The following is a 24,750-nucleotide window of genomic DNA, read 5'->3' as shown; positions in this document are numbered from 1 at the left end:
GGCGAGCGGCCGCGCCCGGGCGCCATGTGAACGCGGTCACAGCGGGATTGGGATGCCGATTCCGGGTTACTCCTTGGTAGGTGGATGGTGTCGAGATAGCCGCACGCGGTCTGAGCGTGCGCGGGGCCCGGGGACCGGTCTTCGAGAACGTGGACGTCCAGGTGCCCCCGGGCGGCCTGCTGGTGGTGCACGGGACCGCACGGTCCGGGCGCACCTCGCTGCTGTTGGCCCTGTCCGGGCGGATGCGCCTGAACGCCGGAACGGTCCGGATCGGGCCCTACACCGTCCCCTCGCAGGCGCGGAAGGCCGCCGCCCTGGTCACCGTGGCCCGCGCCGAGCCCGCCGTCGCCCTGGAGGAGAGGCTCCGGGTCGGCGAGCTGATGTCCGAACGGTGCTGGACCTCCCGGGCGGTGACCCGCCAGGGCATCCGCGACGCCGCGTCCGCCGTCGGGCTGGAGCTGGACGAGCGGCTGCTGGTCGAGGAGTTGACCGCGCTGGACCAGACCCGGCTGGCGCTGGCGCTGGCCCTCGCCGGGCGGCCGGCCGCTCTCGTCATCGACGACGTCGACGCCGGGTGCACCGACGAGCAGCGCCGACAGGCCTGGCAGGCGGTGGCCCTGGCCCATGAGCAGGGCTGCACCGTGCTGGCCGGCGCGCTCCAGGAGCCCCCGCCGCAGGGCGAACCCGTCGAGCTGGTAAGCCTTCCGCAGCTCAGCGCCCACCGGCTGCCGCCCGCCGTCACCACGGACGCCCACCGGCTGCCGCCGGTCGTCACCGCAGAACCGAGGAAGGCGATCGCCGAATGACCGTGTTCCGACTCGCCTGGCTCGAACTGCGGCGCTTCCGCGGCCCCATGCGCCGCCTCGTCCCACTGCTGCTGTGCCTGATCCCGCTGCTCTACGGCGCCATGTACCTGTGGGCCAACTGGGATCCGTACGGCAAGACCGAGCGCATCCCGGTCGCGGTGGTCGACCAGGACCGCCCGGCCGAGGGGCCGCAGGGCCAGCCGGTCGACGCGGGCAGCCAGCTCGTCCAACAGCTCAAGGCCACACCGACGTTCGACTGGAACTTCGTGAGCGCGGCCCAGGCCAGGGACGGGCTGCGGCACAACCGCTACTACTTCACCGTCACCATCCCGGCCGACTTCAGCAGCGACCTGGCCACGGCCGGCACCTCCGCCCCCGAGCGGGCCGGCATCACGCTGCAACTGAACGACGCCAACAACTACATCGCCGGGATCATGACCGAGGTGGTGCAGTCCAAGCTCCAGGACCAGGTCGACTCCGCCGCCCACGCCGCCTACGTGCGCAGCATCTACGGCGAACTCTCCACCGTGCGCTCGCAACTGGACACCGCCTCCAGGGCGGCGGACCTGCTGGTCGCATCCACGCAGACGGCCCGCCAGGGCAGCGCCGCACTGGTCTCCGGAACGGGCGACCTGCAGAGCGGGGCCGCGCAGACCGCCGCCGGCGCCGACCAGATCTCCCAGGCAGCCGACAAGCTCAACGGCCTGTTCAACAGCCTGGACCAGAGCGCGGCCCAGCAACTGCCCACCGCCGCAGCGACGTTGGTGAATGCCGCCGGGCTGGCCGCGCAGGGCCTGGACGACATCCACAGCGCCACCGGCCAGGTCCACCAGGCGACTTCCAAGGCCGTCACCGACCTGACCGCCCTGGCCGACGCCCATCCCGGCCTGGCCGACGACCCGCTCTACCAGAACGCCCTCAAGGACGCCAAGAACCTCGACGCCACCGCCGGCCGTCTCGACGGCCAGGCCGCCACCGCGGCGGCCAACGCCCAGCAGGCGCTGACCCAGGCCGACAGCGTGCAGAGCGCCGCCAACGCCGTCCAAGGCCAAGTTCTGACCGCCCAGGGCGCGTTGAACCTCGCCGACTCCGGTACGGCGCAGGTGGCCGACGGCGCCGCGACGGTCAGCAAGGGCCTGGGCACGCTCAGCCAGGGCGCGCAGAGTTTCAACAGCGCCGCCGACGAGGCCCACAGCGGCGCCTCCAGCCTCTCCGGCACCATCAACCAGGCCCTGCAACGGATTCCCCCCACCAGCCCGCAGGACACCGCCCGCGCGGCCGACGTCCTGGGCTCGCCGGTGAACATCACCGACACCAACCTGCACCCGGCCAAGGTGTACGGCCGCGGCATGGCGCCGTTCTTCTTCGGCATCGCCCTGTGGGTGTTCGGCCTCTTCGCCTACCTCCTGCTGCGCCCGGTGAACCTGCGGGCCATGGCCAACCGGGTGAACGCCCTGACCGTGGCCGCCGCCGGCTGGCTTCCGGCCGCCTCCCTCGGCGGCGTCGCGGCGGTGGTCCTCTTCGGCGTCGTGGACGTCACGCTGGGGCTGGACCCGATCCACCCCTGGGCCACCATCGGCCTGCTGCTCCTGGCCGCGGGCGCGTTCACCGCGGTCGACCACTGCCTGCGGACCACCCTGGGCGTCCCCGGCGACGTGCTGTCCCTGGTGCTGCTGATCCTCCAGCTCACCGCCTCCGGCGGGCTCTACCCGATGCCCACCGAACCGGTGTTCTTCCAGACCGTGCACGGGCTGCTGCCGATGACCTACCTGATCGACGGGCTCCGGGTCACCATCTCCGGCGGCTCCACGGCGAGCCTGGCCAGGGACGCCGTGGTCCTGCTGGGCTTCACCCTCGCGTTCGTCGGCCTCACCGCCCTGACCGTGCGCCGCCAGCGGGTCTGGACCGTCGCCCGGCTGCACCCCGACGTCAGCCTCTAGCCCGGCGCTGCCGGCGTTCGGCGTTGCGGAGCACGCTGTAGGGGAGCAACAGCCAGCCGACCAGGAACCAGGCCAAAACGGCGCCGGCGATGGCCCAGGCCAGGGCGTCGTTTCCGGTGGCGACGCGGAGCAGGAGCAGCAGGGCGGTACCGATGGTCAGGCCCAGCAGACACAGGCCCATGGTGATCAGCCGTGCGCCGACCTTGATCAGTTCCGGCTTCAGGTCGTGGCCGGTGAAGAAGCGGTGGAACGCGACCGGGGCGATCAGGGCGCCCGTGGCGCAGGCGCCGAGGACCATGGTGACCACGTACAGGCCCTTGTCGAAGCCGCCCAGCCCGGCGAACCGGGGCGTGAAGGCGACGCTGAGCAGGAATCCGAAGAGGATCTGGGCACCGGTCTGGCAGACCCGGACCTCCTGCAGCATCTCGGTCCACAGCCGGTCTGCCCGCTCCTCGGGCGTCTCGTGCCTGCCCGGGCCGCCGCCCTGCTCGTTCGCGCCGTTCATCCAGGCTCTCCTCGCCCCCGCTCTGCCGCACCGTGCCGCGTCGCAGCTTCTGATCTTCGGCTACCCGGGCAGAAAACCCGCAACCGCCGCTCCCGTTATCGCAGGTCCAGCCGGGGAACGGTGTCGTTTGCCCGTTTTTGCTTCGGGTAGCCGCATGAGCGGGTCCACCCGCAGGACAGCTCCAGGGAGGCGAGGAACGTATGGCGGATCAGCTCGCAGCGTCCGGCAGGAGCGGGCTGCCGCCCGCAGGCGCGGTGCGGACGGGGGCGGCCGGATGAAGGCGGTCAGCTACCGCGCGTACGGCGGCCCGGAGGCGCTGGAGTACGGCGAGCGCCCCGATCCCAAGGTCGGCCCCGACTCCGTCCTGGTCAGGGTGAAGGCGGCGGCGGTCAACCCGGTGGACTGGAAGCTGCAGTCGGGGGCCATGGACGCGATCATGGACGTGGTCTTCCCGGTCGTGCCCGGCTGGGACGTGGCCGGGGTGGTCGAGAAGGTCGGGCCCGCGGTGATCGAGTTCTCCCCCGGCGACGAGGTCTTCGGCTATGTGCGTGAGGATCTGGTCGGCCGGGGCACCTTCGCCGAGTACGTGTCCGCGCCGCTGCGCACCCTGGCGCACAAGCCCGCCGGGCTCTCCTTCGAGCAGGCGGCGGGCGTCCCCCTGGCCGGCCTCACCGCCTACCAGGCGCTGAACCGGGGCCTGGAACTGCGGTCCGGCGAGACGCTGCTGGTCCACGCGGCCTCGGGCGGTGTGGGGTCGTTCGCCGTGCAGATCGCCCGGACGCTGGGCGCGCGGGTGATCGGCACCGCGAGCGAGGCCAACCACGCCTACCTGCGCTCGCTCGGAGCCGAACCGGTGCCGTACGGCGACGGTCTGGCCGAGGCGGTGCGCGGTCATGCGCCCGAGGGTGTGGACGCCGTGCTCGACCTGGTCGGGGGCGAGGCGCTGGAGGCGTCGTTCGGCCTGCTCCGCGACGGCGGCCACGGCCGCGTGGCCTCCACCATCGATCCGGCGGTCGCCGCCCGGGGCGGGCGCTACGTGTTCGTCCGCCCCGACCGGCACGACCTGGACGCGCTGGCGGCCCTCGCCGACGACGGACGCCTGCGGGTCGACATCGCCGCCACCTTCCCCCTGGAGCGGGCCGCCGACGCCCAGCGCTTCAACGCCGAGGGCCACACCCGCGGCAAGGTGGTCGTGACCGTCGCCTGAGCCCGACCCCGCCCGCCCCGACACACGGACACCGGGCACCCGAACACCTGGAACGCGAACACCCGACACCGGCGTACAGAGCCGAGGAGGCACACCATGAGCGACGACGACGCCTGGGGCGACGAGGTCTACCAGCCCGACCCCACCGAGGAGGAGCAGGACGACGTGGGCCTTCTGGACCCCGAGGACTCGCTGCTGGACCGCGGCGTGGACCAGGCCCTCGACGAGGGGTACTCCCCGCCCGAGCGGCCGCGGGGCGTGGAGCACTACGGCATCACCGCGGACGAGCAGCAGCGCGGCGAGAGCCTGGACCAGCGCCTCGCCGAGGAGGTGCCGGACGACAACCAGGCCACGGAGCAGGACGACGACCCGGGGGACGACGACGGCTACGTCGGGGACCGGCGCTCGGGGCGGCTGCTCTCCCCCGGCGAGGGCGCGCACGAGGAGCACGACGGCATGGTGGGCACCGACGTCGGCATCGACGGCTCCGCGGCCTCGGCGGAGGAAGCCGCCGTCCACATCACTCCGGACGGCGGCTGATCCCTCTCCGACTGCGGTGCTGGGCGGTCAGATGCTGCGGGTGAGCCTGCGGCGGCCGGCGGCCGCCCAGCGCTCCGGGAGTTCGGCATCGGTCCGGCTCAGCACGGACTGCTGGGCGGCGTAGAGCACGCCGTAGCCGAAGCCCTGCTCGCCGTGGGCGTGGGCGACGGCCGCGAGCCCGGGCAGGGCCCGGCGCGCCAGCACCGCGTCCTGCCGGTCGCCCAGCACGGACTGCACCGCCTTCATCCGTTTGGCGAAGCGGTGCGCCTTCCTGCCGACGACGGCCTCCGCCGCCTCGCCCACGTAGCGCGCCCGCTTGGCGGCCCGGCGGGCGGCGTGCAGGGCGCCGTCGCGTTCCTCCCCCGGCGGCAGGGCCTGCGCCGCGTCCATGCGCGCGGCCACGCGCTTCTGCTCGCGGGTGAGCACGCGCCGCACCTCCTTGCGCGCCCCTCGGTCCGCCGCGGACGCGGCCACGGGGGCGGCGGCCAGGCTCTCCAAAGCGGTGAGCAGCTGGTAGTAGCGGGCGCTGTCCAGGGCGGCGTCCAGCGGGATGCGGGCCTCCCGGCGGCGCTCGGCGGACCAGACCGCGATCCGGTGCCGTACGGGGCCCGGGCGGGCCGCCTTGGGCAGGTCCTTGGCCTGGGCCGCCAGCTGCTTGCCGAGGACCTCGCTGTCGCGGGCGTCGCCCAGGCAGTGCCCCAGCCAGCGCAGCTCCCCGGCCATGGCGTCGGCCGTGGCCCGGTCCAGCGAGCGCCGGTGGGCCCGGAGCGTGCTGCGGAGCCTGCGCACGGCGATCCGCATCTGGTGGACGGCGTCGGGCCGGTCCCGGCGTACCGCACCGTCCAGGTCCAGCACGGCGGCCACCTGCCCGGCGACCTGGGCGGTGAGCATGTCCCCGACCGAGGCCGGATGCTCGGGCGCCGCCGCAGCTGCGGCGACCACCGGTGCGTCGGCGTCGTCCCTGAGCGCGCGGGCCAGCTTCGAGGGCACGGCCGCCCGGGACAGCCCGGCGTCGACGAAGCGCTCCTCCAGGGCGTCCAGCAGGGCCACATCGCCCTCGTGCAGCTCGGCCTCCACCTCGCGCCACTCGCGCAGCACGACGATCTCGGAGCCGCGGGAGCGCTCGGGTACGCGCGCGCTGACGGTGTCCTCGGCGATCTCGGCCATCGGGCTGCCCGCCCCGTCGAGCAGCAGCCGGCGGTGCCGGTGCGTGTGCAGCCGGGCCACCGGACCGAGGGACTGGCCCCGGGCGTACGCACGGACCCGCAGCTCCAGGTCGGCCGGGACGTGGTCGGGGGCGCCGCCCGCGTCCACCGGGAGCTGTACCTCCCGTCGGCGGTCGGTGCCCTCGGGCAGCTTGAGGTGCCAGCCGGCGTCGTGGCCGCCGGTGCGGCGGCGCAGGGTGATGTGGTGGGCCAGGAGGCGGTGGTCGGCGGTGTCGTAGTAGACCGCGTCCAGCTCCTCCGAACCGGCCGGTTCCACGGTTCTGATCCCGGGGAGCCCGCTGAGGTCGGGCAGGACCGCATCCGATCCGCCGTCGAACGTCCTCTCGTGCTCCAGGTGGCTTGCCGTCACCGTACGACTCCTCTCGGCGCTGAGAGCTGCTTCGTCCCCTCCGCTCAGCGCCTACCCGGCGCCCGTGCCCTCACGCTCCCGGCAGGTCCTGCCGGAGGCCGGTTGCGGGGTCGGTACGGGGGACGGCGCGGGGGCCCCGGCTGTGGGCCAGCACCTCCAGCAGCGCGCCGACCGGCAGACCGGCCTCCGCCGGGTGCCGGAGCAGGGCGTCGGGCACCACCCGGTAGTGGTTGCGGCGGCCGACGCGCGAGCGCTCCAGGTATCCGGCGCCCTCCAGGTCGGCCACGATGGCCTGCACCGCCCGCTCGGTCAGCCCGCACACCTCGGCGACGTCGCGCAGCCGGGCGCCGGGATCCCGGGCGACCAGCGAGAGCACCCGCGCGTGGTTGGTGAGGAAGGTCCACGCCATGCGCGGCTGCCGTACAGACTCCATGCCCACCATCATACGATCTGCGATTCACGTATCAAGAGACGCGTACTATGCTTCAGGCGTTGCGCGACAGGTGCACTGTCCGACCGCACGATCGATGACGGAACCTCCTGGACGCCAAGGAGCAACCATGTGCCGTACAGACCCCGATCGGCGTGCCCTCCTCACCTCCCTGGCCGGCTGCCGGGCCGGTTCCGACGGCGACGCCGTGAGCATGCGCGTCGTCCGCTCCGGGACGGGCTCCCCCGCCGTGGCCGTCGGCGGCGACCTCGACCTGGACTGCGCGCCGGCGCTTCAGCAGCTCATCGCCGTCACCGCGTCCCGCTGCCCGGCCGGACAGCCGCTCGAGCTGGACCTGCGGGAGGTCACCTTCTGCGACTGCTCCGGCCTGCGGGTGCTGATGGCCGCCCGGGAGCGGCAGCTGGCCCGTGGCGGCAGCCTGTGCATCGTGGCCGCCGGCCCGGCCGTGCTGCGGCTGCTGGAGATCAGCGGCGTCGCGCACCTCTTCGCCATCGGCCGCCCCGACCCCCGGGGCGGGGCCGACCGCGCGGAGCAGCCGGAGCAGGGTCAGCCGGTGACCGGGCGCAGCACCGGCGGCGGCCCGGTCTAGCCGGGACCGGGGCGGGCGGGCCTGACTGGCCGGGTCGGGGCCCCACAGCACGACATGCCCGGGGGCCACCGCATGCGGTGGCCCCCGGGCATGTGGACGGTCTGCCTACCAGCGGTACCAGCGGCCCCCGCCCGACCCGCGGAAGACGAACCCGAGTATCCACAGAACCAGCACCACCAGCGCGACCCACCACAGGATGTGGACCGCGAAGCCCACACCGCCCAGAATCAGAGCCAGCAACAGAACCAGCAGCAATGCACCCATGCCGTCATCCTCCTTCGTTGAGACGCGTCTGCCCCCGCGCACGGCGGTCATGCAGCCGATCTGCCGCCGGACCGGCACCGGTACCGATTGGGATGCCAACGAACGGGCAGATAGTCAACAGATCTGGGCAATTCGGTCGTACCGGCCGCACCGCATCCGCGTCGGCCCGGGGACCGTCCGTCCCGGGAGAGCAGGGAGTCGCTGGTGGACCGCATGCATCCCGCTCAGTCGGCGGCCGGGGCGCCCGGCACGCTCCTGGACCGGCTTGCGGTGGCGGCGGTGGTGCTGGACCCGCACGGCCGGATAGTGCTGTGGAGCCCGGAGGCGGAGGGCCTGTTCGGGTACACCGCCGAGGAGGCCCTGGGCCGCCACGCGATCAGCCTGCTGGCCGACCCCGAGCACCAGGATCGCGTCTCCAGCGTCTTCGCGCAGATCATGGACCACCACGGCACCTGGGCGGGTGTCTTCCCGATCCGGCACAAGAACGGGACCACCCGGCTGGTGGAGTTCCGCGACATGGGCCTGGAGAACGAGCAGGGACGGCCGTTCGTGCTGGCGCTGGCCGCCGACCAGTACACCGTGCGCACCGTCGAGCGCGAGCGCGCGCTGGCCGTCAAGCTGATCGACCAGTCCCCCATCGGGCTGGCCGTCTTCGACCACGACCTGCGCTACGTCTCGGTCAACCAGGCGCTGGCCCGGATCAACGGCCTGCGGGCCGAGGCGCACCCCGGCAAGCGGCTGGGCGAGGTGCTGCCGTTCCTGGACACCGAGGCCATCGAGGACACCATGCGGCAGGTGCTGACCACCGGCACGCCCGTGCTGGACCAGCGCTCGCTCGGCCACACGCGCCTGGGCCGGCACGGCGTGCTGGCCCTGTCGGCCTCCTACTACCGGCTGGAGGACCCGGGTGACAGCGTCCTTGGCCTGGCCGTGTCCGTCGTCGACATCACCGAGCAGCACCTGGCCGCGGCGGCGGCCCAGCGCGCCCAGCACCGGCTGGCGGTCATCGCGGACGCCTCGGCCCGCATCGGCACCGCCCTGGACCTGTACCAGACCGCCGCCGAACTCGCCGACGTGGCGGTGGCCGGCCTGGCCGACATCGCGGCGGTGGACGTGCTGGACTCCGTCATCCCCGGGCGGCACGCCGGTCCGGACGCCGAGGGCGGCGCCCTGTTCCGGGCGCTGGCGGTCGCCGCCGCCGTGCCGACCGAGGCCCTGGCCGCGGCCGACCAGGCCGGCGAGATAGCCCGCTACGGGTCGGACCGGCTGGTCACCCGGTGCGTCCGCACCGGGCAGCCGGTGCACATCGCCCGGATCGGCCCGGGCGATCTGGCCTGCATCGCCCGCGACGCGGACTCCGCCGAGACCCTGGCCCGGGTCGGGGTGCACACCTACCTCGCGGTGCCGCTGGTCGCCCGGGGCGAGATCCTGGGCGTGCTCGACCTGAAGCGCTTCCGCAACGCCCAGGCCTTCGACGGGGACGATCTGCTCCTCGCCACCGACCTCGCCGCCCGCGCCGCCGTGGCCATCGACAACGCCCGCTGGTACCAGCACGCGCGCGACACCGCGCTCACGCTCCAGCGCAGCCTGCTCCCCCGCCCGCCCAACCGCATGCCGGGGCTGACCCTGGCCTCCCGCTACCTGCCCGCCGACGCCGCGGACGAGATCGGCGGGGACTGGTACGACGCGATCACCCTGCCCGGCGGCAAGACCGCCCTCACCGTCGGCGACGTGATGGGCAGTGGCATCCCCGCCGCCGCCACCATGGGCCGTCTGCGGACCGCGCTGGCGACGCTGGCGCCGCTGGACCTGCCGCCCGGCGAGCTGCTGCGGCACCTGGACACCATCACCGAGAACCTCGGCCAGTCCATCGCCACCTGCATGTACGGCGTCTACGACCCGCGCACCGCCCGCTGCTGCCTGGCCAGCGCGGGCCATCTGCCGCCGGTGCTGCTGCGCCCGGGGCGCAGCCCCGAGGTGGTGGACGTCGCCCCCGCGCCGCCGCTGGGCGTCGGCGGCCTGTCCGCGGTCGCCGCGGACTTCGACTTCCGCCCCGGGGACGCCCTGGTCATGTACACCGACGGCCTGGTGGAGACCCGTGACGCCGACATCGAACAGCGCCTGGCCGTCCTGGTGCAGACCCTGGCCGAGGCCGACGGCGCCTCGGCCGAGGAGCTGTGCGACCACATGGTCCGCGAGCTGGGCAGCACCGGCGCGCACGACGACATAGCCGTCCTGGTGGCCCGCGCCGACGCGCTCGAACCCTGACCGAGCGCCCCGGCTCGGACGACAGGTTGTGTGCTGAGCGTCGCCGGGGGTACGCGCACCGTCGGCAAGCACTCGACCCACTCTTGGGAGGCACGGCATGACTCAGGTTGTCGGTCCCGCCACAACGGACCCGGACGTCATCGCGGTACTGCTCGGGCAGCACGCCCGGGTGAAGAACCTGTTCGCGCAGGTGGAAGCCGCTACCGGCCAGGCCCGGCAGGAGCGCTTCGACGAGCTGCGGCAGCTCCTGGCCGTCCACGAGATCGGTGAGGAGATCGTCCTGCGGCCGGTGGCGGAGAAGGCCGCAGGCGAGCAGGAGGCCGACGCCCGCAACGCGGAGGAGAAGGAGGCCAACAAGGTCCTCGCCGAGCTGGAGAAGCTGGACGTCGACGGGGCGGAGTTCGCGGCCAAGTTCGCCGAGTTCCAGAAGGCCGTGCTGGCCCACGCGGAGCACGAGGAGCGCGAGGAGTTCCCGGCGGTACGCGAGCACTGCTCCCCGCAGGAGCGGCAGGAGATGGGCCGCCGCCTGCTGAAGGCCGAGGACAAGGCCCCCACGCACCCGCACGCGTCGGCCGCCGGATCGCCCACCGCGCAGAAGGTCGTGGGCCCCTTCGCCGCCATGGTGGACAAGGCCCGCGACGCCCTGTGACCGGGCCGCCCCCGGGCGGAGCACAGAACGGACGGCCGAGGGCCGTCGGTCGGCGTGAGCCGCAGGCCGACGGCCCTCGGCCTGTCGGCGCGCCGAAGAAGATCCCGGAGAAACCCATGGGAGCAGAGGGACGGGGCAGGCGATCGCCATGACTACCTCCATGACATACGTGCAGACAGCGGCCGGGAGCATCGGATCGGCGGGCGCGATCGCCCTCGTCGCCGGGATCGTCGTGGTGGCCGCGCTGATCACGGCGTTCGTCTGGGGAGCGCGCCGCAAGGAGAAGGAGCCGCCGCCGCTCACCCCTTCGGCCGAACGGCCGCCGCAGGAGGCCCGCCGCCCGGACAGCGGTTCGTGGTCCACACCGGCGTCCACGCCCGGCGAGTCGCCCCGTGGGGGCCCGACCCGTCCCGACGACGACCGGACCTGACCCGGATGGCCGATGCTAGCCCGCGCAGAACTGGGCAGAAGTGACCTATGTGGTTGATGCAGCCTCCTGGTGTGTACGCGGCCCAGGGCGATACGGCTCTGCTGATCGAGCATCTCGGACGGGAGAGCCTGAGCCCCGGCTGCCGGGTGCTCGACCTCGGCACCGGCAGCGGTGCGGTCGCCGTGGCGGCGGCACGCTGGGGCGCCGCCGTGACGGCCGTCGACGTCTCCCGACGGGCGCTCGCCGCCGCCTGGATCAACGGCGCGCTGCACGGCCGGCGGATCTCGGTACGCCACGGGGATCTGCTGGAGCCGGTGCGTTCCCGCCGCTTCGACGTGGTGGTGTCCAATCCCCCGTACGTCCCGGGCCTCAGTGAGCGGCTGCCGGCGCACGGCATCACCCGCGCCTGGGAGGCCGGGCCGGACGGGCGGACGCTGCTGGACCGGATCTGCCACCAGGTGCCGCAGGTGCTCGTCCCGGGCGGGGTGCTGCTGCTGGTCCAGTCCTCGATCTGCGGCGTGGAGCTGACGCAGAAGGCGCTGTCGGCGTCCGGGCTGGAGACCGCAGTGGTGGCCCGGGTGCGGCAGCCGTTCGGCCCGGTGATGGCCGCCCGGGCAGCCTGGTTCGAGGAGCGCGGGCTGATCGCCCCGGGGCAGCGCGCGGAGGAGCTGGTGGTGATCCGCGGTGTCCGGGCGGCGTGACGGCCCGGCGCGGGTGGTGATGCCCGGGGACAGCGGGCCGATCCTGGTGGAGGGCCCGGTCGAGGTCCAGCTGCCGGACGGCACGCTGCGGGTCAGCGAACGGCCGGTGGTGGCGCTGTGCGCCTGCCGCCGCAGCCGCCACTACCCGTTCTGCGACACCAGCCACCGACGGCGGTCGCTGCCGCCGTCGGCGCACACCCAAGCGGACGCCTCAGCGAACCCCGGCGCCTCAGCGGACCCCGGCACCGACTCCCCCGGCAGCGACCTCCGCGCCGGGCGCGTCGGCCAGCGGGACGCGTAGCGAGCTGCGGCCGCTGCGCCAGCTGCCGAGCAGGTGCTCGGCGAAGAGGTCGTCCACCAGGCCGCTGGCCGCCAGCCCGAAGGCGATGTCCGCCTCGAGTGCGGGCTCGTCCCGCAGAAGCGCCTCGATCACCCCGTGCCGCACCAGCTGCTCGTGGACGGCGTCGGCCTCGACGTGCTCCTGGTAGAACCGGACGCCGGCCGGGCCCGCGCCGAGCCGCTCCAGCGCCGAGGCCAGCCGCTCCGAGCCGGGCGAGGAGGTGATCTCCACCGCGGCGAACTGCCCGACCAGCGCGCCCCGGTGGGCGCGGTGCAGGCCGAACAGCGACATCAGGTTCACCACCGCCAGCGCCGGGGCCGGGGAGGCGTCCAGGTAGCGGCCGTACCCGGGGTCCAGCCCCAGGTCGGCCATCATCTCGGCGAACAGCCGGGCGTGGACCCGTTCGGGCCGCCCGCCCCCGTACTCGTCGTACTCGATGGCGACCAGCGCCGCCTGCGCGTCCCCGTGCAGCCGGGGGATGACCCACGCCTGCGGGTCCGCCTCCTTGAGGTGGTACAGCGAGCGCTGGGCGAGGTACTCGCGGGCCTGCCAGCGCTCGCCCTGCTCCAGCAGGTGGTACGACGGACCGGTGCCGGTGGGCGGCTCGACCAGCAGCGCGTCCAGCTGCTCGGCCAGGCCGGGGACGGGCCCGAGCCGCTCGCGCAGGGAGGCCAGGAAGGCGTCCTCCAGCTGTCGGCGCAGGCCCAGCAGCTGCGGATCCCACTCCCAGCGCGGGTCCACCCCGGCGAAACCGCGGTAGTGCAGTTCGTAGCAGAGGTACAGGGCGAGCTGGTGGTCGTCGCCCCACGGATCGGCCCCGAACGGATCGGCCCCGGGGGCGCTCTCCGGGCCGCCCTGCGGGCACAGCTCCGCTGCTCGCGGCGCGTCGGGGGCGCCGAGCAGCAGCGCGGTCAGCGCCTGGCTCAGCGGGCCGCGCGCGCCGGGCAGGGCGGGCGCCGAGGGGGCGGTGATACCCATGGTCCTGATCCTCCGATCAGCCGAGAGCGGTGCCGGGCCTGCGCCCGCCGGGAGGCCGGTGGTGGGCCCGCACGCCTGCGGGCCTCTCGGCGGTGCGTCCGGCGGGCCCGGCGGCGGGGGCGAGGGCGGCGTCGCGTAGTTCCAGCATGCAGCACTTGGGGCCGCCGCCGCCCTTGAGCAGCTCGCTCAGGTCGACGCCGATCGGTCGGTAGCCGTGCGCGGCGAGCCGGGCGGCCAGGGCGGTCGCGGCGGCGGGCAGGACGACATGGCGCCCGTCGCTCACCGCGTTCAGGCCGAAGACCGCCGCGTCGGCCTCGTCCGCCTCGATCGCCTGCGGGAAGAGGCTGCGCAGCCGTTCCCGGCTGCCGGGGCTGAACGCCTGCGGGTAGTACATGATCTGCTGCTCGTCCAGCACGGCGAGGGCCGTGTCCAGGTGGTAGAAGCGCGGGTCGACCAGGGTCAGCTCCACCGTCGGCCGGCCGAAGTAGCGGGCGGTCTCACGGTGCGACGCCTGCTCGGTGCGGAAGCCGTCGGCCGCCAGGATGTGGCCTCCGGCCAGCAGGTGGTCGCCCTCGCCCTCGTTCACCGAAGCGGCCCGGTGCACCTCCGGGTAGCCGTGGCGGCGGAACCAGGCGTCGAAGGCGTCGGACTCCGGGGCCCGCTGCGGGTGCCGGAAGGTGGCGACCAGGGCCCGGCCGTCGATCACCGTCGCCGCGTTGGCGGTGAACACCATGTCGGGCAGGCCCGGCACGGCCTCGACCAGCTCCACCCGGTGCCCCAGGGCGGTGACCAGGTCGCGCAGGTGCTCCCACTGCCGGGTCGCCACGGCGGCGTCCGCCGGCCGGCCGGGGTCCATCCACGGATTGATCGAGTACTCCACGGCGAAATGGGTGGGCCGGCACATCAGGTAGTGCCTGGGCCGCGCCGTGCGGGCGAGGGGACCAGCGAGCGACACGATCAGCTCCCGTCAGTCGGTGCGGCCGCAGGCGTCCGGTGCGGACGGGGATCCTCCGGCTCTGGGCGGGTACCCGTTCATCAGCAGGCCACACGCAGGCAACACGCGCGGCCCGCCTACAGACGTATCACCGGACCTGCTCCGCCGCCCCCGTGGCGGGGCCCTGTGAGCCGAGCGAGGAAGCCATGGCAGACCAGCTGCGCCAACCGCTCCAGTTGGGCGTCGAGGAGGAGTTCCTGCTCGTCGACCGGCACACCCGGGTCAGCGCGCCGCGCGCGGCGGAGGTCATCGCCGACGCCGCGCGGGTGCTCGACGGCCGGGTGCAGAGCGAGTTCTTCGCCACCCAGCTGGAGATCTGCTCGCGCCCGCAGACCTCGGCCGGGGCGCTGCGGGCCGACCTGGCCCACGCCCGGGCCACCGCGGCGCGGGCGGCGGCGGGCGCCGACTGCCTGCTGGTGGCCTCCCCCGCCGCCGTGCTGACCCGGCACCCGCTGCCGCTGACCGGCGGCGACCGCTACCAGCGGATCGCCCGCCACCTCGCCCCCACGGTCCGGGCCTGCCGCGCCGAGCTCAGCGGCTGCCACATCCACCTCGGCAGCCTGGACCGCGCCCAGGCGCTGACCCTGAACAACCACCTGCGCCCGTGGATGCCGGCACTTCAGGCGCTGGCGGCCAACTCGCCCATCTGCGACGGCCGCGACCGGGGCTGCGCGAGCTGGCGGGCGCTGCAGTACGACCGCTGGCCCACGGTCGGCCCGGCCCCGCTGCTGGACGAGAGCGGCTACGACGCCCTGGCCGACCTACTGGTCGCCTCCGGCACCATCCTGGACCGCCGGATGATCTACTGGTACTCCCGGCCCAGCGAGCACCTGCCCACGCTGGAGGTGCGGGTCGCCGACGTCAACGCCGACCTGGACACCACCGTCCTGCTGGCCGTGCTGCTGCGGGCCCTGGCCACCTCGCTGCTGGCCGACGCCCGGGCCGGGCTGCCCCCTCCCCCGGTCAGCGAGGCCCAGCTGCGGGCGGCGCACCGCGAGGCCGCGCTGCACGGCCTGGACGGCGCCGCCCGTGATCCGGTCACCGGCGGCCGGATGCCCATGGCGTCGCTGCTGCGCTCCCTGGTGGCGCGCGGCCGGGAGGCGCTCCGGGCCACCGGGGACCTCCCGCTGGTCCGGACCCAGCTGGCCCGGGTGCTGGCCGAGGGCAACGGCGCCCAGCGGCAGCGCGCCACCTACCGCGCGACCGGCTCGCCGACCGCCGTGGTGGACCAGCTCGCCGTGCCCGCCACCCCCTGCTGAACGGATGTCCTCCGTGCTCCGGGCGGGTGATCGCGCCCATCGGGGCTAGCCTCGTAGGGGGAGGGGGACACCGCAGGAGGTCGCCGTGGGACTCTTCGACTCCATCGCCAGAATCACCCACCACCGCCCGGACGGCGTCGTCACCATCACCGGTGCGCGCCCGAGCCGCTTCGACGAGGTGCGCCACCGCCAGCACCGCTACATGCTGACCATGGCGATACGCACCGTGTGCGTGATCCTGGCGATCGTCCTGTGGCAGGAGTCGCGGCCGGTCGCCGTGGTCGCCCTGGTCTGCGGAGGCGTGCTGCCGTACATCGCGGTGGTGTACGCCAACGCCAGGGAGGACGGCGGCGAGCAGCCGCCGGACGCCTTCGTGCCGCACCAGGCGCCCCGCTCGGACGACGGTCCGCCCGGGCCGGGCGGTCCGCCCGACACCACCGGGCGACGCTGACGCCGCGCCCCGCCGCCCGGGGCGGTCAGGCGCCCCGCAGCCCGGGCAGGACGCGGTCCCGGTAGAAGTCGAAGAAGCCCTGGTAGTGCTGGCCGATCTGACCGACGAAGACGTGGTCGAAGCCGGCGTCGACGTACTGGCGCACCGCGTCCAGGTGCTGCTGCGCGTCGTCGCCGCAGACGATCGCCTCCGCCACCTGCTCCTCGGTGACCAGCTCGGACGCCTGCTCGAAGTGGCGCGGGGTCGGCAGCACCTGGGCGAGCTCGCCGGGCAGCAGCTCGCTGGGCCACAGCCGGTGCACGGTCTTCACCGCCCACTCCCGGTCCGGGCTCCAGCAGACCTTGAGGCCGCCCAGGACCGGCTTGTCGCCGCCGCCGGACTCGCGGAAGGTCCGGACCAGGCCCTCGTCCGGCTGCATGGTGACGAAGCCGTCGCCGATCCGCCCGGCCAGCCGGGCCGAGCGCGGGCCGAAGCCGGAGACGTGGATCGGCACCGGCCGCTCGGGCGCGGTGTAGAGGCGGGCGTCCTCGACGGTGTAGTGGCGGCCGTGGTGGCTGACCTGCTCACCGGTGAACAGGGCCCGCATGACCTCGACGGACTCTTCGAGCATCTCGGCGCGGACGTCGTACTCGGGCCAGCGGTCGCCGAGGATGTGCTCGTTCAGGGCCTCGCCGGTGCCGACGCCCAGCGCGAAGCGGCCGTCGGTCAGCACGCTGGAGGTGGCCGCCGCCTGGGCGGTCACGGCCGGGTGCAGCCGAACGGTGGGGCAGGTCACCAGGGTGGTCACCGGCAGGTCGGTGACCTGCGCCAGCGCGCCGATGACCGACCACACGAACGGGCTGCTGCCCTGGGCGTCGTTCCACGGGTGGAAGTGGTCGGAGATCGCCAGTTCGGTGAATCCGGCCTGCTCGGCCAGGCGTGCCTGCTCGATCAGCTGCTGCGGGGTGAACTCCTCGCAGGAGAGGAAGAAGCCGAAGGACGTCATCGGACATCCCGCCTTTCGTGATGATGCGGACCGGTGTGCCTTCCGGACCGGCGCCCAGCCGATACCGCCGGGGGAAAACCTGCGGGCGCCGACCTGCCCGGGCCGGTCAGCGGTCGGGGGTGCCGAGCAGGCTGTCGGCCAGCCGGTCGGCCAGCTCGGCCGCGTCCTGGTAGACCTCGTCGGCGCCGGCCTCGAGCAGCTCGGCCCGGCTCACACCGCCGGACAGGACGCCGATGCAGCGCACGCCCGCGCGGTGCGCCGCCTTCACGTCCCAGGGCGTGTCGCCGACGAACACCGCCCGCTCGGGCCGGGCCCCGGCCTTGTCCAGCGCCTGTTCGACGATGTCGGGCGCGGGCTTGGCGGTGTCCACATCGTCGGCGGAGACCGCGTCGTCGATGGCGTCGTCGGCGTCCAGCGCGGCGCGCAGGGCGTGCAGCTCGTCCTCCTTGGCCGAGGTCGCCAGCAGCACCTGCCACCCCCGCTCGGCGCAGGCGCGCAGCAGCCGGGCCGCTCCCGGCAGCGGTTGCAGCGAGGGCCAGTAGGCGGCGTACAGGGCGCTGTGGGCCGCGGCCAGCTCGTCGTCGCGGCTCCGGTCGCGGTCCGGGCCCAGCAGCTGCTCCAGCAGCTGCTCGGTACCCAGGCCGACGGCCCGGTGCGCCTCGGCCATCGGGACGGTGTGCCCGGCCTGGCGCAGCGCCTCCCACCAGGTCACGGCGTGCAGGTAGGAGGTGTCGACCAGGGTGCCGTCCACGTCGAACAGGGCCGCGGCGGGTTCGGGCTGCTTGTCTTTCGTCATACTGGCTCCGATTCAGGATTCGACTTCAGGATTCGTCCGGTGGACGCACGGTCACCAGGCCGTCCACGACCTCGACGTCGAACACCGGCTGGGGCGAGGTGGCGGGCCCCTGGACGACCGCACCGTCGGCGAGCCGGAACCGGCTGCCGTGCCAGGGGCACTCGATGCAGCCGTCCTGGACCGTGCCCTCGGACAGCGGCCCGGACAGGTGGCTGCACGCCTCGGCCAGCACCCGCACCAGGCCGGAGGGCTCCCGCACCACCAGCACCGGTACGGTGCCCACCAGCCGCCGGGTGGGCTCGTTGACGGTGAAGTCGCTCAGCGGGCCCAGGGTGTGCCGTCCGGGCTCCGCCACATGGGCCACGTCCTCGGCGTGGTTGGCGCCGGCCGCCTGCCGGTACGCCAGGTGCCCGCCGAGCAGGCCGCCGAGGCCCACTGCGGCGAGCCCGGCGAAGCCCAGCGCGCGGCCGCGCAGCGACCGCCCGCGCACCCGGGCCACCAGCGAGGCGGTGTAGCAGGCCACGCCGACCGCGTTGGCGGAGGCATGCACCAGGCCCACGCGCAGCTGCCGCTCGTGCAGCTCCGACCAGTCCACCCAGCCGGCCCAGGCGGCCGGTCCGGCGCCGGCCAGGCCCACGGCCACCAGCACCGTGGCGGCGCGGCGCTGGCCCGGCAGCAGGTCGAGCACGGCGGCGCTGGTCCAGGCGCCCACCGGGATCTGCACCAGCGTCGGGTGCAGCGGGTGCCCCAGCCAGGTGCCGTGCAGCACGTCGCGCCAGCGGCCCAGCGGCAGCCCGCGCACCATCCGCTGCACGGGCGCGGCCACGGCGTCCAGGCGACGCCACTCCTCGATGCCGTCCAGCGCCTCGCGGACCGGCGCTCGGCCGGACGCGCTGTCCAGGGCCACCTGTGTGAGTTTCATCGGAACCGGCTTTCTGTGCGTGCGTCAGGCGGGAGCGGCGGGCGGTCCTGCCGGGGGCATGCCCGGCTGCCCGCCCGCGGTCCAGCCTGCGTCAGGCGGCGGACGGCCGCCACCGCGTCGCCACCCCGGCCGTGCCCGGCGTTACCGGCGTTCCCGCCGTGCTCGTCGTCCCCGGCGGTCATCCGGCGGCGGACGTCTCGTAGGCCGCCGCGCGCTGCTCGTCCAGGGTGAGCCCCAGGCCGGGCGCGCCGTCCTGTCCGGGGCGGATGCTGCCTCCGGCCGGGTCCAGCGTGCCGTGGAAGAGGGCGTTCTCGATCCGCACGTGGTCGTGGAACCACTCCAGGTGGCGGACGCCGGGCGCGGCGGCGGCCGCGTGGGCGTGGGCGTGCGGCGCACAGTGCCCGGAGAGCTGCAGCCCCAGGCCCGCCGCGACGGCGGCGACCCGCATCCAGACCGTGACCCCGCCGCAGCGCGTGACATCGGCCTGGAGGCAGTCGACCGCGCCGGACGCCGCCATCCGGGTCAGGTACTGCAGGTCGTAGCCGTACTCCCCGGCGGTCACGTCGGGCAGGACGGCCGCCCTGATCTCGCGCAGGCCGTCCAGGTCGTCCGAGGAGACCGGTTCCTCGAACCAGCGGACGTCCTGGTCGGCGAAGCCGGCGGCGATCCGGACGGCCTGCTTGCGGGTGTAGCCGCCGTTGGCGTCGACGTACAGCTCGCAGTCGGCGCCCACGGTCCGGCGGGCGTGGCGGATGCGGGCCAGGTCGCGGGCCTCCCGACCGCCCCAGGACTCGCCGATCTTGATCTTCACCCGCGGGATGCCCTGGCCGTGCACCCAGCCGGCCAGCTGCCGCTCGGTGGTGGCCAGGTCGTAGCTGGTGAATCCGCCGCTGCCGTACACCTCCACCTCGGCGCGCGCCGCGCCCAGCAGCCGGACCAGCGGCAGGCCGAGCAGCCGGGCCTTGAGATCCCACAGGGCGATGTCCACCGCCGAGACCGCCCCGGCCACCAGGCCGGGGGCGCCGGCGTTGCGCACCGAGCGGCGCATCGCCTCGTTGGCCTCGGGGACGTCCAGCGCGCAGCGCCCGAGGACGACCGGCGCCAGCTGGTCGCGGACCACCCCGGCGGTCGCGGGCGCGCCGTAGGTCCAGCCCAGGCCGGTGACCCCGGCCGCCTGGGCCTCCACCAGGACCAGGGTGGTGGAGTCCCAGGTGAGGGTTCCGTCCGCCTCCGGGGCGTCGGTGGGCACGGTGAACACCCGGGCGCGGAGCCGGTCCACAGCCGGGTCGGTCGCGGTCACGGGCGGGCCTGCGCCGGGTCGGCGGGGGCCCGGAGCCCGGCGCGGGCCCCGTCGGCCAGCCGTCGGGCGGCCCGGTCGACCAGCGCCATGATGGTGAGCGCCGGGTTGGCGCTGCCCTGGGTGGGCATCACGCTGCCGTCGGTGACCAGCAGGTTGCGGACGGCGAAGCTGCGCAGGTCGGCGTCGACCACGCCCTGCCGCTCGTCGGCGCCCATGCGGCAGCCGCCGACCAGGTGCGCGTAGCGTTCGATGGTCATCACCTCGCTGGCCCCGGCGGCGCGCAGCAGGTCCTCCATGACCGACCGGGCGGCCCTGGTCAGCTGCCGGTCGTTGTCGCACTGGGTGTAGGAGAAGTGGGCGACCGGCAGGCCGTAGCGGTCCTTCTCGTCGGCGAGGGTGACCCGGTTGTCCGGCTGCGGCAGCAGTTCGCACAGCGCGCCGAGGGTGGCCCAGTGGATGTAGTCGGCCATGTAGCGGCGCAGGTCACGGCCCCAGTGGCCCTGGGCGGCGACGTGCTCGGCCCAGGTGATGGGCAGCGGGGAGACGGTCTGGATGGAGAAGCCGCGCCGGTAGGGCCGGTCCGGGTCGGTCTCGTAGAAGGCTTCGCTGGAGACCTCGGGCGGAGGGGCCTTGTAGGCGCGGACCTCCTCGGTGAAGCGTCCCGCGGTCTGCGGCGCGCCCTGCACCATCAGGTACCGGCCGACCAGGTCGTAGTCGTTGCACAGCCCCTGCGGGAAGCGGGAGTTGGCCGAGTTGAGCAGCAGCCTGGGGGTCTCGATGGAGTATCCGGCGACGGCCACCGTGCGGGCGCGCTGGACGTGCTCCCGGCCGCCGCGCACGTAGCGCACGCCGGTGGCCCAGCGGCCGTCGGCGTCGGTCTCCACGGCGGTGGCCATGGCCTCGGCGCGGATCTCGACGCCGTGGGCCAGTGCGTCCGGTACGTGAGTGATCAGCGGCGACGCCTTGGCGTTGACCTTGCAGCCCTGGAGGCAGAAGCCCCGGTAGACGCAGTGCGGCCGGTTGCCGAACCGCCCGTTGGCGATGGCGACCGGTCCGACCCGGGCCTCGATGCCCAGGGCGGCGGCGCCGCGCAGGAAGATCTCGCCGTTGCCGCCGACCGGGTGCGGGGCGTACGGGTAGGGGTGCGGGTCGCCCCAGGGCCAGTACTGCCCGGCGACCGGGAGCTCCTGCTCCAGCCGCTGGTAGGAGGGCTTGAGGTCGGCGTACTCGATCGGCCAGTCGGCGCCGACGCCGTCCGCGGTGTAGGTGCGGAAGTCGGAGGGGTGGAAGCGCGGGGTGTAGCCGGCGTAGTGGACCATGGAGCCGCCGACGCCGCGTCCGGAGTTGTTGGATCCCAGCGGCACCGGGTCGCCGCCGGAGATGACCCGCGGCTCGGTCCAGTAGAGGTGGTGCGAGCCGGCTTCGTCGCTGACCCAGTCGGTGTCGGGGTTCCAGAACGGCCCGGCCTCCAGGACCACCACCGACCAGCCCTGCCGGGCCATGCGCTGGGCCAGGACGCTGCCGCCGGCGCCGCAGCCGACGATGACCAGGTCGACCTCGTCGTCGTCCCGGTGCCGGCGCATGTCGTGGATCAGCCGCTGGTCGAAGCGGGTGCCGTCGTTGGGCAGCAGCCAGGCGGACTCGTTGCGCTCGCGGACCCGGCGCTGCGAGGCGGTGGTCAGCCGCAGCGTCTCCCGGGCGGCCCGCAGCCCTGAGCGCCGCCCGGGGTCGCCCGTGCCCTGGGCCGGGGTCGGGGTCGGGTCCGGCGCCGGGTTCGCCGACGGCTTCGCCGACGGGGCGGGGGCGGGGGAAGCGGGACGGTCGCGGCCGGTCATGCGCTCTCCCCAGGGGTGCGGTGCGGGACGGGGTCGTCGGCGGGGGCGCGGTCGGCGACCTCCCAGGGTTCGCGGGCGTCCACGCCCAGCCGCAGGTAGCCGCGGGGGTAGGCGGGGCCGCCGAAGCCGATCTCGCTCCACGCCTGGGGGTGCGCGTAGTAGGCGGTGCAGGCGTAGCGGGTCCACAGGCTCCACACGTGCGAGGCGGGCAGGCCGTACCAGTGCTTGTCGCCCAGGCCCTGGACCGCCTCCAGCCGCGCGGCCTGCTGCTCCCGGGGCAGAGCGGCGAAGCTCTCGGCGTCGCAGTGGTGCTGGGCGTCGAGGTCCAGGGCGGTCAGCGAGCGCTGCCACGCCTGGTCGTCGGACGGCATGTCGGCGTAGCGCCAGCCGTCGGTCTGCAGTTCGGCCAGCCGGGCGTCGACCATCTGCAGGACCGGGACCGGCGGCCGGGGGTCGGTCGGCTGCCCCTGGTTCAGCAGCAGGTCGAACAGGGCCGCCGCAGTGGCCTGTTCGGCCGGGGTGAAGAAGCGCAGGGCGGGCTGCGGGCCGATCCGGGACAGGACCACCCCCTGGGTGGCCCGGTCCCAGTGCGCGGACTGGCTCAGGACGTCGTACCCGGGGAAGCGGTCCGGGTCCGGGGGCTCCGCCGGGTCCGGTGCGGTCGGGGTCATCGGCTGCCCTCCCGGCGCAGGAGGGCCGCGACCAGGCCCATGCCGCCGACCAGGCTCATCAGCGCGGGGGCGAGCATCGGCGGCCCCATCTCGATGTTGTAGCGGGCCATGCGCCAGCCGCCGGGTTTCTGGGCGATGCCGCGCAGGTGCAGGTAGGTGCCCTGGATGCCGTTGGCGGTGATCGCCGCCGAGGCCACCGGCAGCAGGGTCTTGGCGAGCCGCTCGTTGCAGACCCCGGCGACCCCGGCGACCGCGCCCACCGGCCCCAGCACCACCGGCCACCACATCATCCGGTTGCCGAACCCGGCGCGGTCGTGCTCGAAGTAGATCTCGGCCGCGGTGACCACCGCGCCGACCGCCGTGGCGAGCGACAGCGCCCGCTGGAAGCGGCCGGTGCGGACGTTCTCCAGCTCCGCGGCCAGCAGTCGGCCGCCCCTGGTGGCGTTCATGCGTCGTCCCCGTTGTCGCTCTTGCCGCCGCTGCCCGGCAGGAACTCCTGCAGCTTGGCCTTGGCCCCCTGCCGGATCATGCCCAGCCGGTCGCTGTCGCCGTGCAGCACGGCGGACAGGGTGGCCTTCATCTGGTCCCAGTCGGCGTGCGGCGGGATCGGCGGGACGCCGGGGTCGGTGCGGAACTCGATGAGGCAGGGCCGGTCGGCGGCGAGCGCCCGCTGCCAGGCCGCCTCGACCTGGTCGGGCTTGTCGACGCTGATGCCGAGCAGGCCGAAGTCCTCGGCGACCCGGGCGTAGGGGATGTCCGGCAGCTCCTGCGAGGGCAGGAACTGCGGCGCGCCCTCCATGGCCCGCATCTCCCAGGTGACCTGGTTCAGGTCGCGGTTGTTGAGGACGGCCACGATCAGCCGGGGGTCGCTCCACTGCGGGGCGTACTTGGCCGCGGTGATCAGCTCGGCCAGGCCGTTCATCTGCATGGCGCCGTCGCCGACGATGGCGATGGCCGGGCGGTCGGGGTGGGCGAACTTCGCGCCGATGGCGTACGGCACGCCGGGGCCCATGGTGGCCAGGTTCCCGGACAGCGAGCCGCGCATGCTGCCGCGCATCCGCAGGTGCCGGGCGTACCAGTTGGCGGAGGAGCCGGAGTCCGCGCTGAGCATCACGTCCTCGGGCAGCAGGGCGTCCAGCGCGTGCACGACGTGCTCGGGGTTGACCGGGTCGGCGGCCACGGCGGCGCGCCGCTCCATCACCTCCCACCAGCGGGAGGTGTTCTCCTGCACGGTCTGCTGCCAGCTGCGGTCGTCCTTGCGTTCGAGCAGCGGGAGCAGCCGGTCCAGGGTGGCGGCGGCGTCGCCGACGAGGTTGACCTCGAAGGGGTAGCGCAGGCCGACCATGAACGGGTCGATGTCGATCTGCACCGCCCGGGCCTGGTCGAAGTCGGGCAGGAACTGGGTGTACGGGAAGCTGGAGCCGATGGTCAGCAGGGTGTCGCAGTCGCGCATCAGCTCGTAGGAGGGGCGGGTGCCGAGCAGGCCGATGGAGCCGGTGACGTACGGCAGGGTGTCCGGCAGGACGTCCTTGCCGAGCAGCGCCTTGGCCACGCCCGCGCCCAGCAGTTCGGCCAGCTGCTCCACCTGCGGCCGGGCCCGGCGCGCGCCCTGCCCGACCAGCACGGCGACCTTCTGCCCGGCGTTGAGGACCTCGGCGGCGCGCCGCAGCTCGTCCTCGTCGGGCACGGCGGTGTACTGCGGCAGCCCCAGGCTGGAGGGGACCATCTTGAACGCGTGCGTGGGGGCGGAGTACTCCAGGTCCTGCACGTCGGCGGGGACGATCACGGCGGTGACGGTGCGCTTGCCGTAGGCGGTGCGCATGGCCCGGTCCAGCACGTTGGGCAGCTGTTCGGGGACGGTCACCATCTCGCAGTACTCGGAGGCGACGTCCTTGAACAGGCTGAGCAGGTCGACCTCCTGCTGGTAGGAGCCGCCCATGGCGCTGCGGTTGGTCTGGCCGACGATGGCCACCACCGGCACGTGGTCCAGCTTGGCGTCGTACAGCCCGTTCAGCAGGTGGATGGCGCCGGGGCCGGAGGTGGCCGCGCACACGCCGACCCGGCCGGAGAACTTCGCGTAGCCGACGGCTTCGAACGCGGCCATCTCCTCGTGCCGCGCCTGGACGAACTGGGGCCGGTCCTCGGCCCGGCCCCAGGCCGCGAGCAGGCCGTTGATGCCGTCGCCCGCATAGCCGAAGACGTGTTCGACACCCCACTCCCGCAGGCGTTGGAGTATGTAGTCCGATACCTTCACAGCCACAGCGGTCTCCTCGGTGATACGCGGTCGTCGGCCA

General features: G+C 74.3%; 26 protein-coding genes. 12 read left to right on the top strand and 14 right to left on the bottom strand.

From position 1 onward, the window contains the following. Positions 1-80: 80 nt before the first annotated feature. Both GXW83_RS14285 and GXW83_RS14280 read left to right on the top strand, forming a co-directional pair. The gene (locus tag GXW83_RS14285; RefSeq protein ID WP_182443440.1) at positions 81-806 is read left to right on the top strand and encodes an ATP-binding cassette domain-containing protein; all 726 of its coding nucleotides are present in this window, start codon (positions 81-83) and stop codon (positions 804-806) included. Continuing rightward, complete coding sequence (locus GXW83_RS14280; RefSeq protein ID WP_182443439.1) at positions 803-2,746, top strand: YhgE/Pip family protein; 1,944 nt, start codon at positions 803-805, stop codon at positions 2,744-2,746. The genes GXW83_RS14285 and GXW83_RS14280 overlap by 4 nt, the downstream gene beginning before the upstream one ends. Here GXW83_RS14280 and GXW83_RS14275 read toward each other — a convergent pair. After that, entirely contained in the window at positions 2,736-3,251 is a 516-nt protein-coding gene (locus GXW83_RS14275; RefSeq protein WP_182443438.1) for a DUF6328 family protein, read from the bottom strand. The two genes, GXW83_RS14280 and GXW83_RS14275, sit on opposite strands and share 11 nt — an antisense overlap. Before the next feature lie 274 nt (positions 3,252-3,525). Between GXW83_RS14275 and GXW83_RS14270 the strand changes: the two genes are divergently transcribed. Both GXW83_RS14270 and GXW83_RS14265 read left to right on the top strand, forming a co-directional pair. Next, positions 3,526-4,458: an NADP-dependent oxidoreductase gene (locus tag GXW83_RS14270; RefSeq protein WP_182443437.1), complete on the top strand. Its 933-nt coding sequence runs from the start codon at positions 3,526-3,528 to the stop codon at positions 4,456-4,458. Between the two features lie 96 nt (positions 4,459-4,554). Then, positions 4,555-4,998: a DUF5709 domain-containing protein gene (locus GXW83_RS14265; RefSeq protein ID WP_182443436.1), complete on the top strand. Its 444-nt coding sequence runs from the start codon at positions 4,555-4,557 to the stop codon at positions 4,996-4,998. 27 nt (positions 4,999-5,025) lie between these two features. Here the strand turns inward: GXW83_RS14265 and GXW83_RS14260 are convergent, their stop codons facing one another. Together GXW83_RS14260 and GXW83_RS14255 are read right to left on the bottom strand one after the other, a co-directional pair. After that, positions 5,026-6,573 carry a CYTH and CHAD domain-containing protein gene (locus GXW83_RS14260; protein WP_182443435.1) on the bottom strand — a complete coding sequence of 516 codons (1,548 nt, stop codon included), beginning with the start codon at positions 6,571-6,573 and terminating at the stop codon, positions 5,026-5,028. Between the two features lie 70 nt (positions 6,574-6,643). Further along, positions 6,644-7,006 (bottom strand): helix-turn-helix domain-containing protein, encoded by a 363-nt coding sequence (locus tag GXW83_RS14255; RefSeq protein ID WP_182443434.1) that lies wholly within the window; start codon positions 7,004-7,006, stop codon positions 6,644-6,646. Between the two features lie 127 nt (positions 7,007-7,133). Here GXW83_RS14255 and GXW83_RS14250 point away from each other — a divergent pair, with 127 nt between their 5' ends. Then, positions 7,134-7,613, top strand: a complete 480-nt coding sequence (locus GXW83_RS14250) for an STAS domain-containing protein (RefSeq protein ID WP_182443433.1) — start codon at positions 7,134-7,136, stop codon at positions 7,611-7,613. A gap of 105 nt (positions 7,614-7,718) precedes the next feature. Here GXW83_RS14250 and GXW83_RS14245 read toward each other — a convergent pair whose 3' ends face one another. Further along, positions 7,719-7,877, bottom strand: a complete 159-nt coding sequence (locus GXW83_RS14245) for a hydrophobic protein (RefSeq protein ID WP_182443432.1) — start codon at positions 7,875-7,877, stop codon at positions 7,719-7,721. Positions 7,878-8,090: 213 nt separating this feature from the next. On the opposite strand from GXW83_RS14245, the gene GXW83_RS14240 reads away from it, so the two are divergent. The 5 genes from GXW83_RS14240 to GXW83_RS14220 all read left to right on the top strand — a co-directional run bounded on the left by GXW83_RS14240 (position 8,091) and on the right by GXW83_RS14220 (position 12,226). Next, entirely contained in the window at positions 8,091-10,145 is a 2,055-nt protein-coding gene (locus tag GXW83_RS14240; RefSeq protein WP_182447304.1) for a SpoIIE family protein phosphatase, read from the top strand. A gap of 97 nt (positions 10,146-10,242) precedes the next feature. After that, the gene (locus GXW83_RS14235; RefSeq protein WP_182443431.1) at positions 10,243-10,794 is read left to right on the top strand and encodes a hemerythrin domain-containing protein; all 552 of its coding nucleotides are present in this window, start codon (positions 10,243-10,245) and stop codon (positions 10,792-10,794) included. Between the two features lie 148 nt (positions 10,795-10,942). Then, a complete protein-coding gene (locus GXW83_RS14230) occupies positions 10,943-11,224 on the top strand; it encodes a DUF6479 family protein (protein ID WP_182443430.1) in 282 nt (93 codons plus the stop codon). A 47-nt stretch (positions 11,225-11,271) separates the two neighbouring features. After that, positions 11,272-11,925, top strand: coding sequence for a HemK2/MTQ2 family protein methyltransferase (locus tag GXW83_RS14225; RefSeq protein ID WP_182443429.1), 654 nt, complete (start codon positions 11,272-11,274; stop codon positions 11,923-11,925). Next, on the top strand, positions 11,909-12,226 hold the full coding sequence (locus GXW83_RS14220) for a CDGSH iron-sulfur domain-containing protein (protein ID WP_370466676.1): 318 nt from the start codon (positions 11,909-11,911) through the stop codon (positions 12,224-12,226). Before GXW83_RS14225 ends, GXW83_RS14220 begins: the two co-directional genes overlap by 17 nt. On the opposite strand, the gene GXW83_RS14215 is transcribed toward GXW83_RS14220, so the two are convergent. Together GXW83_RS14215 and ddaH are read right to left on the bottom strand one after the other, a co-directional pair. Beyond that, positions 12,155-13,243: an iron-containing redox enzyme family protein gene (locus GXW83_RS14215; RefSeq protein ID WP_182443428.1), complete on the bottom strand. Its 1,089-nt coding sequence runs from the start codon at positions 13,241-13,243 to the stop codon at positions 12,155-12,157. The genes GXW83_RS14220 and GXW83_RS14215 overlap by 72 nt on opposite strands. Before the next feature lie 16 nt (positions 13,244-13,259). After that, on the bottom strand, positions 13,260-14,147 hold the full coding sequence (ddaH, locus tag GXW83_RS14210; RefSeq protein WP_182447302.1) for a dimethylargininase: 888 nt from the start codon (positions 14,145-14,147) through the stop codon (positions 13,260-13,262). A gap of 236 nt (positions 14,148-14,383) precedes the next feature. Between ddaH and GXW83_RS14205 the strand changes: the two genes are divergently transcribed. Both GXW83_RS14205 and GXW83_RS14200 read left to right on the top strand, forming a co-directional pair. Next, positions 14,384-15,496 carry a YbdK family carboxylate-amine ligase gene (locus GXW83_RS14205; protein WP_182443427.1) on the top strand — a complete coding sequence of 371 codons (1,113 nt, stop codon included), beginning with the start codon at positions 14,384-14,386 and terminating at the stop codon, positions 15,494-15,496. An 85-nt stretch (positions 15,497-15,581) separates the two neighbouring features. Next, positions 15,582-15,947 carry a DUF3099 domain-containing protein gene (locus GXW83_RS14200; RefSeq protein WP_225446975.1) on the top strand — a complete coding sequence of 122 codons (366 nt, stop codon included), beginning with the start codon at positions 15,582-15,584 and terminating at the stop codon, positions 15,945-15,947. A 25-nt stretch (positions 15,948-15,972) separates the two neighbouring features. Here GXW83_RS14200 and GXW83_RS14195 read toward each other — a convergent pair whose 3' ends face one another. From GXW83_RS14195 to GXW83_RS14160, 8 genes are all read right to left on the bottom strand, one after another. Beyond that, positions 15,973-16,932, bottom strand: coding sequence for an LLM class F420-dependent oxidoreductase (locus GXW83_RS14195; RefSeq protein ID WP_182443426.1), 960 nt, complete (start codon positions 16,930-16,932; stop codon positions 15,973-15,975). 106 nt (positions 16,933-17,038) lie between these two features. Beyond that, entirely contained in the window at positions 17,039-17,728 is a 690-nt protein-coding gene (locus GXW83_RS14190; RefSeq protein ID WP_182443425.1) for an HAD family hydrolase, read from the bottom strand. 25 nt (positions 17,729-17,753) lie between these two features. Further along, positions 17,754-18,650, bottom strand: a complete 897-nt coding sequence (locus tag GXW83_RS14185) for a Rieske (2Fe-2S) protein (RefSeq protein ID WP_182443424.1) — start codon at positions 18,648-18,650, stop codon at positions 17,754-17,756. 178 nt (positions 18,651-18,828) lie between these two features. Continuing rightward, positions 18,829-19,950 carry an enolase C-terminal domain-like protein gene (locus tag GXW83_RS14180; protein WP_225446974.1) on the bottom strand — a complete coding sequence of 374 codons (1,122 nt, stop codon included), beginning with the start codon at positions 19,948-19,950 and terminating at the stop codon, positions 18,829-18,831. Beyond that, positions 19,947-21,785 (bottom strand): GMC family oxidoreductase, encoded by a 1,839-nt coding sequence (locus GXW83_RS14175; protein WP_225446973.1) that lies wholly within the window; start codon positions 21,783-21,785, stop codon positions 19,947-19,949. The genes GXW83_RS14180 and GXW83_RS14175 overlap by 4 nt, the downstream gene beginning before the upstream one ends. Continuing rightward, entirely contained in the window at positions 21,782-22,456 is a 675-nt protein-coding gene (locus tag GXW83_RS14170; protein ID WP_182443423.1) for a gluconate 2-dehydrogenase subunit 3 family protein, read from the bottom strand. The genes GXW83_RS14175 and GXW83_RS14170 overlap by 4 nt, the downstream gene beginning before the upstream one ends. Continuing rightward, a complete protein-coding gene (locus tag GXW83_RS14165; RefSeq protein WP_182443422.1) occupies positions 22,453-22,905 on the bottom strand; it encodes a hypothetical protein in 453 nt (150 codons plus the stop codon). Before GXW83_RS14165 ends, GXW83_RS14170 begins: the two co-directional genes overlap by 4 nt. Further along, on the bottom strand, positions 22,902-24,716 hold the full coding sequence (locus GXW83_RS14160) for a thiamine pyrophosphate-requiring protein (protein ID WP_182443421.1): 1,815 nt from the start codon (positions 24,714-24,716) through the stop codon (positions 22,902-22,904). Before GXW83_RS14160 ends, GXW83_RS14165 begins: the two co-directional genes overlap by 4 nt. Positions 24,717-24,750 lie beyond the last annotated feature (34 nt).

Origin of the sequence: Streptacidiphilus sp. PB12-B1b, from assembly GCF_014084125.1 — a bacterium.
Taxonomy (GTDB): Bacteria; Actinomycetota; Actinomycetes; order Streptomycetales; family Streptomycetaceae; genus Streptacidiphilus.
Note: the sequence above shows the minus strand (reverse complement) of the source record. Positions and strands in the feature narration are given on the sequence as shown.